Here is a 12610-nt window from a genome sequence, read left to right as displayed (position 1 = left end):
CTATTTATAAAGTTTCTTGATTTCAGCACCCTGATAGTAGTGCAACAGGATGGCATCATAATGATAACCCTGCTCGCCCATAACGGCAGCACCAATCTGGCAGAGGCCTACTCCATGCCCCCAACCGGCTCCGATGAGTTCGAAACGCTGAGGCACTCCCTGCTCATCCTTATCATATTTATCCACCACGAAGGCTGAACTCAGCAGATGACTGTCGCTCAGCGTACGGCGGATTTCGAGTTCCTTACCGATGGTAAAGGTCTTCTCGGTTCCGATAATCTGGAGCTTGCTGATTCTTCCACTCTTGCCGCGCTCCACGGCCTTCATGTCTAGGATGGCACCCAGGTCCATCTTCAGTTTGTCGGCGATGAGCTGCTGCAACTTCTCCTGGCTGAGCGTTTCCTTCCAGCGGTAGAAATTGACGGTTTCCTGATCATAGTCGTTGAGCACTTCTGACAGGATTTTCTTGTCCTGCGTGTTGCAGAAAGCTGGCGGATTGAAGCGGATCCATTTCTCTGCCTCTTCCTCATTGGTCAGATTAGGCAGTGTACGTTCCACGCCCAGGGCAATGTCGCGAACCGCCGTGAGATAAGTCTTCGGCGTGTCCTCCCAGCAATACTGGAATTCCTCGGTTATTCCGCCGCAGCATTTCGAGAATCTTGCATCGCAGATTTCTTCGCCGTCCATCAGAATCTGTCCCTTGGTCTGGCGGATGGCTTCAGCTACATGGGGCGATGTTTCCTTGGTCATGCCCTGGTAGCGCTGGCAGTGGTCGTCGGCACATACATCAAAGAGGGTGTGGTCTTCGCGGTCGTACCAGCGGATGAGCGTATCTTCCTTCTTGGTGAAGGAGAAGAAGTTGTTGCCGCTCTCAGCCACCTCTCGGCGCTTCTTCATCTGTGCCAGGAGCCATGAACGGGAGATGACGGCATGCGCCTTCAGGAGTTCGAGACTCGAAGTGGCACTCATCTCACTGCTGATGACGCTCTCCAGATATTTCTCTACAGGCAACTCATTGATTGCCACAATCTTATCCGATTCTACCACAAAGCGGAGCGTGCCCAGAAAGGTTTGGGTTTCCTTGCGCTCCCAGTGGAAGTTGACACCGATGGTTACGTCGCTCAGCGAAAACGAGGCGTCGGCACTCTGCGGATGGAAGGTGAGCTGGCTGTACTGGTTGCCGTTCCAGAGCACACCGCCCTCTGAGAATTCTACCACCTGTTCGCCCAGCACCTTTTCGCCCTTGGCAAGATAAGGTTTGTTGAGCGAGAAATGAATCTTCTGCGCACTCACGATGCCCACCGTTACGTCGGGCTGCTTACCTTTATTATATAAGGTGGAAGAGGCTTCGGCTGCATCCTCGGCATCCTTAGATGCCTTCAGTTTGGCGATGATGGCGTTCATCTTTTCTTCCGAAACGCCACATTCCTGCAGCAGCGAGAGGGCTTTCTCCTCGGTCAGCTTTCGGAAATCTTCCTCACGAGGGGTGATGATGAGTCCGCTCATATCCAGTGCTCCCGGCGAAACCACAAACTGGGCGTCGCCTTCGGCAAAATAGGCTTCCGGACGGTGCTTTTCTCTCGGAATGACCACGCTGATGAATTCCTCGCCCTTGCGCCAGGAGATGATGTTCATCATCGGTTCGGTTTCGTCGCCCCGCTGAGGCATTGCCTTGTAGAGACGGCGGAAGAGGGCCTCATCGCTCTCAGCACTCTTCGAGATGATGACGAAGGCGGGAACGATGAAGTCGCGAACCACTGAGATTTTCTCCTCATCATTGAGAGAGATGATGTCAGTCAGGTTGCGGGAGAGACGCTGCCAGTTGGTCTGAAGAGGAAGAATGCCGTTGGTTCCTGCCTGGAAATGAAGATGGTCTGGAGCCGATGCACCACACTTCGGACCGTTGTAGAACACCATCAGGTCGCTGTGCAGACTGATGAAGCGGTGCATCTCGCCGTAATTCTTGTAGATGAGCTGAGGCTGATGCTTGCGTGCCGGAATGGTGAAGTGGACTGGCAGAATCGGGAACGGATTCACCAGAAGATGGAATTTCTCGTCTATCTGCTTCGACATCTGTTCCTTAGGACGGTTTTTGTCGCAAAGGAAACAAGGGCGCTCGCCCAGGGTTTTCTTATCTATCTTGGCGCCCGTACTTACGATGCGGGCTGGGTTCCACTGCAGTTTCAGCTGGTCGGAGAACTGGCGAGTTTCTACATGCTTGAGGTCGCGGAAGCGGTGGCGCGCATCGGTCCAAACCTCCAGCTGACGGTTGAAGAAACGCGAGATGCTGCTGTCTTCCATAATGTCGGCCTTGCCCTGCAGCATGTGCTGGCGTGCCTTCAGTTCCATGGTGCGCAGGCGGTCCTTATACAGGTTGTTGGCGTTCACCTTCTCTACGCTGAGGGCTGCATCGCTGTTACCTCCCCAGCGGCGGCAGAGGTAGAGTTCGTCGTAGATTCTGCCGATGCGGTAACGGCGCGAAAATGCCAAGCCGAGCGCATAATCCTCACCATACGAGGTGTTAGGAAACTGGATTTGTCTGACCAGCGGAGTAAAGAAGGCGCGCGGAGCACCCAATCCGTTGATACGCAGCGCATTGTTGCATCCGTTTTCATCGGTCCACTCCTTGTGGTCTATCAGTCCCGGTGGCAGGGTGTTGAGGTCGAAGTCGCACATGCGGTACGAGCCGATAATCATGGCTGCCTTCTGCTTGTAGAAGGCATCTACTATCTTCTGGAGTGTCTTTGGTGAAGAATAGAGGTCATCGCTGTCAAGCTGTACGGCAAACTTTCCGCAGAAACTGCTGTTGATGGCTTCGTTCCAGCATCCGCCTATTCCCAGGTCGGTTCTCTCCGGCACAATCTGTATCAGGTTGTCGGCTTTAAGTTCATCCAGTATTTCGCCGGTGCGGTCGGTAGAATGGTTGTTTACCACGATGACGTTAAACTTGAAGTTAGCCTTCTGTCCCAGCGCACTCTTCACGGCATCAGCCACCGTCTTTTCGCGGTTGAAGACGGGGATGATGACAGATGCCTCGTATTCAAAATCCTGCTCACCGAAGTCGGGCTGGCGGTAGAAGGTGGTGTCTATCAGGGCGCCCACCTTGCTCAAGTGCTGGGTGCATGCCTTTTCCATCTCAATCTGCACTTCGCGGTTGCGCGGGTTTACATAGTCAAACTGCTTCTCGCCGCTCTTACGGGTGTCGAGTTCGGCTTCTGAATAGAGGAATTCGTTGAGATGGAAGATTTCGCCCACACGGCTCAGATAGAGACGGAGGTCGTAGAGGGCGGCAAACTGATACTCTTCGCGGTCGGGTTGGGCGATGTAGTCGGCCAGCGCCTGTGCCTTGATACACCAGAGGCTTCCAAAGTCGAAGTCATCTCGCAAAGAACCTGACTGGTAGTCTATTACCGGATGTTTCTCCATTTTGCCTTCCACCATCTTGTAGTGGTCGGCGTAAACCATGACGGCATCCGTATCATCTGCCACTCTGAGGAATCGCTCCAGAGTGTTGTTTCCCCATCCTATGGTGGTGTGGCGGGTACAGATCATCACGTAGTCGGCATCTGTATTTTCAGCGATGCTGACAATGGTGTTACTGCTTTCCAGGCGGTCGGTGATGACAAACGTACATCCATCGGGCACCTGATGATGAGCGGCAAAATCAGCACTCACCAGGAAGTGGATATGCTGTACAGTCTTGTACTCATGAAGCACCGACAAGGCATTCTGCGCATCGTCGATGTATTCGCAAGGCAAGAAAAGGTCTATTTTTTCTCTCATTTTCTTACGTTATTTTTGTTCACTTCAGCCCTTTTCGGGGGGCTAAATCTGTGTTTTTTATCTTTATTTTATCTTATTATATTAAAATATGTGGCAAAGATACTAATTTTTCGGCAAAAAACACTATCTTTGCAGTATGAATAATGAAAAAAAATATCTTTTGGGCCTTACACTTGCCGAATTGAAGCAGGTGGCAAAGGACTTAGGCATGCCCGCCTTCACCGGTGGGCAGATGGCGAAGTGGCTCTATGAGCAGCATGTGAAGAGCATTGATGAGATGACCAACATCTCGAAGGCGAACCGTGCCAAACTCGCTGCCGAATACGAAATAGGATGCTTCGGATATTCCGATGCACAACATTCGGTGGATGGTACCATCAAGTACCTCTTCCCTACCCGGAGCGGCAAATTTGTCGAGACGGTTTACATCCCAGACAAAGACCGCGCCACGCTGTGCGTTTCTTCGCAGGTGGGATGCAAGATGAACTGCCTGTTCTGCCAGACCGGCAAGCAGGGGTTTGAGGGCAGCTTGCCTGCAGGCGACATTCTGAACCAGATTTACTCGCTGCCGGAGGTGGACAAGCTTACCAACATCGTGTTCATGGGTCAGGGCGAGCCGATGGATAATCTCGACAATGTGCTGCGCGCCACAGAGATTCTCACCGCCGACTACGGCTGGGCATGGAGCCCGAAGCGCATCACGGTAAGTTCGGTGGGCGTGAAGAACAAGCTGAAGCGGTTCCTGGAAGAGAGCGACTGCCATGTGGCCATCAGCATGCACGACCCTATCCCTTCTGAGCGCGCTGAACTGATGCCTGCCGAAAGGGGCATGGGCATTGAGCAGGTAGTAGAACTGCTGAGGAACTATGATTTCTCTCATCAACGCCGCCTGAGTTTCGAATACATCGTCTTTAAGAGCGTAAACGACAGTATGCAGCATGCCAAGGCCATCATCAAGCTGGTGAAGGGACTTGACTGCCGCTTCAACCTGATCCGTTTCCACCAAATTCCAGACATTCCTCTGCAAGGTGTGGATGATGAGAAGATGGAGCAGTTCCGTGATTACCTCACCCAGCATGGTGTCTTCACCACCATCCGTGCCAGCCGCGGCCAGGACATCTACGCCGCCTGCGGTCTGCTCAGCACCTCGAAGAAAATCGGAGAAATCCGTGAGCACGAGGATGAAGAGAAGATGAATAAGTAAGGAAAGGTGGGGGAAAAATGGTTAGAGAATCTTTAAAGATCCTACTTGCCGGCTGTCTTTTGTTCCTTTTTCTGGCAAGTTGCAGCCCGGGAGGAGGAAGAAACAGAAAACTGCCCAAAAGCACAGGACAGCCTTACGAGGTGGTGCTCGAGGGAGATACCGACTGCATCGTTACGAAGATACTGACGGAAGAGGTGCCTGCCCTGCCCCAACCCGAACCGCTCTGCCGGCTCATCCAGGTTAAGAAGGGCAAGATCCACGGCAGCTACCTGCTCGTAAGAACTCGCATCGTAGTGAACATCCCGGCAGCGGAATTCTCAGTCAGGCTGAGCCGCAACGAGAATGTTTCACCGCAGACCGTCATCCGCATCTCTGCCCGCTCGCTGCAGCAACTCAGAGAGAAACTCAACCCCGAGAAACTGCGCCAGCTCGTAGATGAGACTGAACTGGAGCACCTCGCCTCCATCATCTCCACCAACCCGAGCAAGCAGAACCGCGAGATGCAGCAGCTGGTAAAGAAGAACTTCGGCATCAGCATGATCATCCCTGCCGAAATGCAGGCAAGCAAGAAGGCCGGAAACTTCATATGGATTTCAAACAACGCCAGTTCGGGCATGAAGAACCTCATCCTCATGAAAGTGAAGAGGGAAGAACGAAGAGGGAAAGCCAATTCTGATGCTTTTCCTGCTCAAGAGAAGCAGCAGATTGACAGCATGCTCCGCACAAACATGCCCGGCGAAACCGACAGCATGTACATGATAATCCCGGTCCTTTCAGAAAAAGGACTCTGGGAGATGAAGGGCGATGCCATGGGAGGCCCCTACGTGATGAGGCGCATCCGCCTGAGAAAAACGGGGGATGAAATCATCATCATCGGCTTCGTCTATGCGCCCGAAATGAAAAAGAAAATATTAATCAAGCAGCTAGAAGCTGCGATTTCTACTATAAAATAAAACGATAAATGGACAGCAAAAAGATTAGAGTGGCCATCACTCACGGAGATACCAACGGTATCGGATACGAACTCATTTTTAAGGCATTCAGTGAGCCAGAGATGTTGGAGTATTGTACCCCTATCATCTACGGTTCGCCTAAAGTGGCAGCTTATTACCGCAAGGCGATGAATCTGCCTGCCCAGTTCTCCATCATCCAGAAAGCAGAAGATGCTGAAGACGGAAGAATCAACCTCCTGCCAGCCGTAGACGAGGAGGTAAAGGTTGACATGGGCATGCCTACTCAGGAATCGGGTACGGCAGCCATCAAGGCACTTGACCGAGCCATGACCGACTACCGCGACGAGCTCTTCGACGTGCTCGTTACCGCACCGGTAAACAACCAGAACGCACAATTTGAGGGCTTCCAGTTCAAGGGCCACAAGGAATACATTGAAACTTGCCTGGGCGAAGGTGCCAAGGGCCTTTCCATCCTCTGCGGCGGCGACCTTCGCATCGCATCCGTAACTGGAAAGACTCCGCTCAAGGATGTGCCGGCAGCTATCACCCAGGAGCTCATCATCGAGAAGGTGAAGCAGATGCACACATCACTGAAGCGAGACTTCATGATTACCAACCCGCGCATCGCCGTGCTCGCCCTGAATCCTAGCAACAACGGTGAGGAGAGCTGCGGACCAGAGGAAGCCAGCATCATCATCCCAGCCATTGACCAGCTTGCCGAGCAGAAAATACAAGCTTTTGGTCCTTACCCTGCTGACGAGTTCTTCGGCAACGGCCATTTCGTAGAGTTCGACGGCATCATGGCCATGTATCATGATCAGGCTACTACCCCGTTCCATTCTCTCTACACCGAGGATGGCGTACTCTTTACTGCCGGTCTTCCACTCGTGCACACCGCCGCCAACACCACTCCTAGCTACAGCATCACGGGCTGCAACGAAGCCGATGCAATCTCCTTCCGCCACGCCATCTACTTGGCGTTGGATGCCTTCTGCAACCGCGAAGACTTTGATGAGGCCTACGAGAATCCACTGCCTAAACTCTACCACGAGAAGCGTGACGAGAGTGAGAAGGTAAGATTCTCCATCCCTAAGAAAAAGGGATAAGAGAAAGATTCCCTATTCCCGAGAAAAAGCGGAATAAAGAAAGATTCGGGAGGGCAGATGACGCAAAAAAGGCAAATCTGCCCTGTAATCAGACCTCCCGAACGTTAAAATAAAAAAAAAATGCAGATAATTCAGAAAAAATGAGTAATTTTGGCAGCTAAATGGATACTTCCGAACTACAAAAGATAAAACAACGCTACAATATCGTCGGTAACAGCGACGGATTGAACCATGCGCTCGACGTAGCCCTACAGGTAGCGCCGACCGATCTCTCCGTGCTCATCATCGGCGAGAGCGGTGTGGGTAAGGAAATCATTCCAAGGGTGATTCACGACAATTCGCCACGCCGCAGAGAGAAATATTTCGCCATCAACTGTGGAAGCATTCCGGAGGGAACCATTGACAGCGAACTCTTCGGACATGAGAAGGGTTCCTTCACTGGAGCCATAGGCGAAAGCGAAGGATACTTCGGTATTGCCAACAAGGGTACCATCTTCCTCGACGAGGTGGGCGAACTCCCGATACAGACGCAGGCAAGACTGCTGCGCGTGCTCGAAACGGGAGAATACATCCGCGTGGGTGGAACTGAGATAAGGAAAACGGATGTCCGCATCGTGGCAGCCACCAACGTAAACATGCGCAAGGCTGTGAGCGAAGGCCGCTTTCGCGAGGACCTCTTCTACCGCCTCAACACCATCCCGATACAGATGCCTGCATTGAGAGAGCGTGGCGACGACATCCTCCTGCTCTTCCGCCTCTTCGCCATGCAGATGGCCGAAAAATACCGTCTGCCTAAGATTTCACTCTCAGATGAGGCCAAACAGATCATGCTGAAATACAAGTGGCCGGGAAATGTGAGACAGCTCAAGAACATTACCGAACAGATGTCAGTGCTGAGCCGAGAAAGAGAAATCGATGCACAGACTCTCACCCAGTTTATTCCGAGAGATGAGGAGTCTACACAGCTCGCCACCATACAGAAGGATGGCAAGGACGACCATAGCTACGCCAGCGAGCGCGAACTGCTATACAAGATTCTCTACGAACTGAGGGGCAACGTGAGCGACCTGAGACGAGAGATGAACAGCCTGCGCAAGCAACTCGATGAGGCCCGCCAGTTGGGCGGTACAGGCGGATATGTTTCTCCGGTTCAGCCGAATACCCAGGTAGCTCCAGTATCATCCGTATCTCCGGTTTCATCGGTTTCTCCGGTTCCGTCCGTATCATCCGTTCCATCGGTTTCTCCGGTATCGTCCGTACCTCCGATTACCGATCTCGACGAGCTACAACACATCCGTCAGGAAATAGCTACAGGAGGCATTAGGGGCACTTACAAACCCGAAGCCGAGGATGCTGAGATTGAGGAGATCAAGGAAGAAAACGAGAATCTGAACCTCAGCGACCTCAGCAAGCAGATGATAGAAAAGGCACTGGAGAGAAACAACGGAAACCGCAAGAAAGCGGCAGAAGAACTGGGAATCTCCGACAGAACTCTGTACAGAAAGATTAACAAATATAAGTTATGAAGCATATACGCGCGTACCTATATATAATAGGAGTCACACTGATGGTGGCGGTCATGGCAGCATGCTCCGTGAGCTACAAGTTCAACGGTGCCAGCATCGACTACACCAAAACCAAGACCATACAGATAGCCGACTTCCCTATCAGAAGTTCGTATGTGTGGGGTCCGATGGGTCCGATGTTCAACAACGAACTCAAGGATAAGTTTGCCAGCAACACCCAGCTCATCCAGGTGTCACGCAACGGAGACCTGAAGATAGAGGGCGAAATCACCCAATATTCTCAGCGCAACAAGTCGGTTAGTTCTGAGGGATACTCAGCACAGACTGAGCTCAGTATCACCGTAAACGTACGTTTCACCAACAACAAGAACCATGCCGAGGACTTTGAAAAGCAGTTTACATCTGCCAAGACCTACGACACCACTCAGAGCCTTGCCTCGGTGCAGGAAGAACTGGTAACCCAGATTATCAAAGACCTGGTAGACCAGATATTCAACGCTACGGTAGCTAACTGGTAAAGTAAGTGAAGAACGAAAAGTGAAGAGTGAAGAATTCAACGGCTTTACTAATCATAAAGTTCAAAACTCAATGTTCAAAGTTCAAAGTAAAATAAAGTAAAGTAAAAATATCGTGGAATTAAGCAGATTGATACAACACCCGGAGGAAATGAACCGAGAGACGCTCTACGACTTGCGCGCCCTCTTGGCCTTATATCCGTATTATCAGACGGCACGCCTGCTGATGTTGAAGAATCTGTACCTGCTCCACGACCCGAGTTTCGACGAAGAACTGCGCCGTGCAGCCATCTACATCACCGACCGTAAGATTATCTTCGAGATGGTAGAGGCAGCCCACTATCAGATAAAAAACGCCCCTGAAGAGGCTGAATCCGACAAGCAGCAAGGCGTAAGAGGAATAGGAGCAGAAAAACACGGAGACCGTACTAGCGACCTCATCGACCACTTCCTGGGATCCATTCCTATGGAAGAAGACGAAGAAGAGAAGAAGGAGAAACGTAAGCCTACACCTGCTGACGCGGCTGTAGACTATGTGGCTTATCTCATGGAGACCGAAGACCAGCAGGAGCCAGAAGATACTTCGCGCACCATGAGTCTCATCGACGACTTTATGGAGGATGGCGGTTTCAAACTGCCAAAAATCCAGCAGGACGAAGATTACAAACCAGAATTTACTCCCGAACTTCAGACCGATTCCGGCAAGGATGGCGAAGAGGAAAACAGCGGTGTATTCACCGAAACCCTCGCCCGCATCTACATCAAGCAGGGCAAGTATCAGAGGGCTTACGAAATCATCAGCCGCCTGCATCAGCAGCATCCTGACAAGAACGGATATTATGTTGACCAGCTCAGATTCCTTGAGAAACTGATGCTGAACAGCAAGAAGAAATAAAGAAGAATAATAAATAAATAAAACTAGTTTTAAAAAATGGCTTACACATTATTAGTAGTATTAATCGTCCTGGTAGCTATCCTGATGATTTTCATCGTGCTCATCCAGGAATCAAAGGGAGGTGGACTTGCAAGTAACTTCTCTTCAACCAACTCAATCATGGGTGTTCGCAAGACCACTGACATTGTTGAGAAATTAACATGGGGCCTCGCTGCTGCCTTGGTTGTCATCAGCGTGGCATGTGCTTATGTAGCCCCTCAGGCAGCTGGCGAAAGCAGTGTTTTGGAGGGAGCCACTCAGGAGCAGACCGCTCTTCCTGCTATGCCAGGTGCTAGCAAGGATGCAGCAGCAGGTGCTCAGAAGGCTGTTCCTGCAGCTGGTGCAGATGCCCAAAAGGCAGCTCCAGTTGTTCCAACAAGCCCTGCAAAATAAAAAATAAGAAAAAAGGTACGAAAAAATTTGGTAGAACCATTTTTTTTTCGTACCTTTGCACCCGCTTAACAAGAATATGGTGGACGTAGTTCAGTTGGTTAGAGCGTCAGATTGTGGTTCTGAATGTCGTGGGTTCGAGTCCCACCTTCCACCCAACTATTTTTGAAAAAGCAAAACATAACCAATATGGTGGACGTAGTTCAGTTGGTTAGAGCGTCAGATTGTGGTTCTGAATGTCGTGGGTTCGAGTCCCACCTTCCACCCAAGATAAACCCTGCAAGATTCATTTCTTGCAGGGTTTCTTGTTATATATCCGTATTGAGCGGAAATTCTTTTTTGTCATATAAACGAATTGCAATAGTACTTCTTTAAGTATATTATAGACTGAAAACATACAAAAAAAAGCCTGCTAAGGGAAGAAATATATCCCTCTAGCAGGCATTTCATATAAGGATGAATAGAAAACTTATCTGATTACTTTCACTTCACCATCCTTAGCAATCTTAACGATGCTGGAAGGCTGATGAGGTTTATGCTCCTGACGGCGGCTCCAGCAAACATAATCTACAGCATTGAGGATTTCCTCGGAGATGTCGCGATAATTCTGTGCAGCAGGCTCACCACTCACATTAGCACTTGTACTTACAATAGGCTTCTGAAAACGGTAACAGAGTTGTTTGGAGAAAGGCTCATAGGTTATACGCATCGCCAGACTTCCATCCTCTGCTACCAAATTATTAGCCACTCCACTCGCATCATCAAGAATAACCGTAGTAGGCTTTACAGGCATAGCAGCATCGATGAAATCCCATGCCACCTGTGGCACATTGCGGAAATAACGCGCCATGCGGTCAGCAGAATCTATCAGGCAGATAAGCGCCTTAGAATCGTCACGTTTCTTTATTTCATAAACTTTCTTTACCGCTTCAGGGTTGGTGGCGTCGCATCCTATGCCCCATACGGTATCTGTAGGATAGAGTATCACTCCACCCTTTCGCATGCACTCTATAGCACGCTTGATGTCTTCTTCTACAGTCATAATACTATAAAACTAAAAATCAAAAATCTTTTGAATCTTAAAAATCGTCACTAACATCTTTCTTCAAACACTCATAATAAGCTATGTCCTTCATACCATTGAGAAAAGCAGAAGCATCCATGCGTTTCTTGCCACTGAGCTGCAACTCCTGAATAATGAGCCATTCATCAAGGCAGGCTACTTGTAACGACTTCCCCTCAACGCGGAGCGATCCCACAGGCGCATCACCACGCTTCATACATGAAAGACGGGTAGAAAATATCTTAAGTACCTGAATTTTCTGTGTACTCTGCTTATGGGATGGATGAGTAGTAGGCTCAGGGAACCTCACGTAATCATCATCTCCCTTAGGATCGTCAAAGAATACTACAGTCTCCTTCTTCTTAATTTCAGTCCATGCACCAGGGTATGGAGAAAGACCGCGGATGAAATCATACACCTGCTTAGCAGGCTTGTGGAAGTCGATGCGGCAGATATCCTTGAAGATTTTCGGAGCCGGCTTGAGTTCGGCACCCTGTCCTATCATTTCGCTCTGAGGAATGGAACCGATATTGCCATCGGCAGCGATGAGCGCATCAATGGTTTCCAGCGCCAGTTCAGCACCAAGATGCATCAACCCGTCGTAAACATACTCCACATTTGCCGTCTCCGGAATAGGAAAACGTTTCTGCAGGATGATGCGACCGGTATCAATATCGTGGTCGAGGAAGAAGGTGGTAACACCCGTCTCCTTCTCGCCATTAATCACTGCCCAGTTGATAGGCGCCGCACCGCGATACTGCGGAAGGAGGGCTGCATGCACATTAAATGTACCATATTTCGGCATCGCCCAAACCACCTCAGGCAGCATGCGGAAAGCAACTACCACCTGCAAGTCAGCCTGATAAGAACGCAACTGCTCCACAAAGTCAGGGTCCTTCATCTTTACAGGCTGCAGCACCGGTAAACCATGCTCTACGGCATACTGCTTAACCTGCGAAGGTTGCAGCGTATCCTGATGTCTGCCCACCGGTTTATCAGGCTGCGTAACCACAGCCACCACGTTGTAACCGCCCTCTACCAGGCGCTTGAGGGATTCCACCGCAAACTCCGGTGTTCCCATGAAAACAATTCTCAAATCCTTCTTCTCCATAAAACACTAATATTTTAAAATAAAA

The 12610-nt window shown here is 50.3% G+C and carries 10 protein-coding genes and 2 tRNA genes; 9 read left to right on the top strand and 3 right to left on the bottom strand.

The window, feature by feature from the left end:
- Positions 1-3783, bottom strand: a complete 3783-nt coding sequence (locus NNC77_RS00605) for a DUF4922 domain-containing protein (RefSeq protein ID WP_254969589.1) — start codon at positions 3781-3783, stop codon at positions 1-3.
- 136 nt (positions 3784-3919) lie between these two features.
- On the opposite strand from NNC77_RS00605, the gene rlmN reads away from it, so the two are divergent.
- The 9 genes from rlmN (at position 3920) to NNC77_RS00560 (ending at position 10678) form a co-directional block, all read left to right on the top strand.
- Positions 3920-4987 (top strand): 23S rRNA (adenine(2503)-C(2))-methyltransferase RlmN, encoded by a 1068-nt coding sequence (rlmN, locus tag NNC77_RS00600; RefSeq protein ID WP_254969588.1) that lies wholly within the window; start codon positions 3920-3922, stop codon positions 4985-4987.
- Positions 4988-5004: 17 nt separating this feature from the next.
- On the top strand, positions 5005-5940 hold the full coding sequence (locus NNC77_RS00595; RefSeq protein WP_254969586.1) for a DUF4837 family protein: 936 nt from the start codon (positions 5005-5007) through the stop codon (positions 5938-5940).
- Positions 5941-5948: 8 nt separating this feature from the next.
- Complete coding sequence (locus NNC77_RS00590) at positions 5949-7046, top strand: PdxA family dehydrogenase (protein WP_234564317.1); 1098 nt, start codon at positions 5949-5951, stop codon at positions 7044-7046.
- 161 nt (positions 7047-7207) lie between these two features.
- A complete protein-coding gene (locus tag NNC77_RS00585; RefSeq protein WP_254969585.1) occupies positions 7208-8572 on the top strand; it encodes a sigma-54 interaction domain-containing protein in 1365 nt (454 codons plus the stop codon).
- Entirely contained in the window at positions 8569-9090 is a 522-nt protein-coding gene (locus NNC77_RS00580) for an LptE family protein (protein WP_234564315.1), read from the top strand. Before NNC77_RS00585 ends, NNC77_RS00580 begins: the two co-directional genes overlap by 4 nt.
- Before the next feature lie 112 nt (positions 9091-9202).
- On the top strand, positions 9203-9982 hold the full coding sequence (locus NNC77_RS00575; protein ID WP_119237145.1) for a tetratricopeptide repeat protein: 780 nt from the start codon (positions 9203-9205) through the stop codon (positions 9980-9982).
- Positions 9983-10018: 36 nt separating this feature from the next.
- On the top strand, positions 10019-10414 hold the full coding sequence (secG, locus tag NNC77_RS00570; protein ID WP_006846337.1) for a preprotein translocase subunit SecG: 396 nt from the start codon (positions 10019-10021) through the stop codon (positions 10412-10414).
- A 78-nt stretch (positions 10415-10492) separates the two neighbouring features.
- Positions 10493-10568: transfer RNA gene (locus tag NNC77_RS00565), tRNA-His, on the top strand.
- A 34-nt stretch (positions 10569-10602) separates the two neighbouring features.
- Positions 10603-10678, top strand: a tRNA-His gene (locus NNC77_RS00560).
- 202 nt (positions 10679-10880) lie between these two features.
- On the opposite strand, the gene NNC77_RS00555 is transcribed toward NNC77_RS00560, so the two are convergent.
- Complete coding sequence (locus tag NNC77_RS00555; RefSeq protein ID WP_118079018.1) at positions 10881-11453, bottom strand: L-threonylcarbamoyladenylate synthase; 573 nt, start codon at positions 11451-11453, stop codon at positions 10881-10883.
- A gap of 37 nt (positions 11454-11490) precedes the next feature.
- Positions 11491-12585, bottom strand: coding sequence for a methionyl-tRNA formyltransferase (gene fmt / locus NNC77_RS00550; protein ID WP_234564314.1), 1095 nt, complete (start codon positions 12583-12585; stop codon positions 11491-11493).
- Positions 12586-12610: the final 25 nt, after the last annotated feature.

It is taken from the genome of Segatella copri (assembly GCF_024330485.1).
GTDB classification, from domain to species: Bacteria; Bacteroidota; Bacteroidia; order Bacteroidales; family Bacteroidaceae; genus Prevotella; species Prevotella copri_L.
The sequence above is the reverse complement of the archived record's forward strand: the minus strand, read 5'-3'. Positions and strand labels throughout refer to the sequence as shown.

Excerpts from the sequence above, each read along its gene's own strand:
- NNC77_RS00605 (WP_254969589.1), bottom strand. The coding sequence starts at position 3,783 with ATGAGAGAAAAAATAGACCTTTTCTTGCCTTGCGAATACATCGACGAT.
- rlmN (WP_254969588.1), top strand. The coding sequence starts at position 3,920 with ATGAATAATGAAAAAAAATATCTTTTGGGCCTTACACTTGCCGAATTG.
- NNC77_RS00595 (WP_254969586.1), top strand. The coding sequence starts at position 5,005 with ATGGTTAGAGAATCTTTAAAGATCCTACTTGCCGGCTGTCTTTTGTTC.
- NNC77_RS00590 (WP_234564317.1), top strand. The coding sequence starts at position 5,949 with ATGGACAGCAAAAAGATTAGAGTGGCCATCACTCACGGAGATACCAAC.
- NNC77_RS00585 (WP_254969585.1), top strand. The coding sequence starts at position 7,208 with ATGGATACTTCCGAACTACAAAAGATAAAACAACGCTACAATATCGTC.
- NNC77_RS00580 (WP_234564315.1), top strand. The coding sequence starts at position 8,569 with ATGAAGCATATACGCGCGTACCTATATATAATAGGAGTCACACTGATG.
- secG (WP_006846337.1), top strand. The coding sequence starts at position 10,019 with ATGGCTTACACATTATTAGTAGTATTAATCGTCCTGGTAGCTATCCTG.
- NNC77_RS00555 (WP_118079018.1), bottom strand. The coding sequence starts at position 11,453 with ATGACTGTAGAAGAAGACATCAAGCGTGCTATAGAGTGCATGCGAAAG.
- fmt (WP_234564314.1), bottom strand. The coding sequence starts at position 12,585 with ATGGAGAAGAAGGATTTGAGAATTGTTTTCATGGGAACACCGGAGTTT.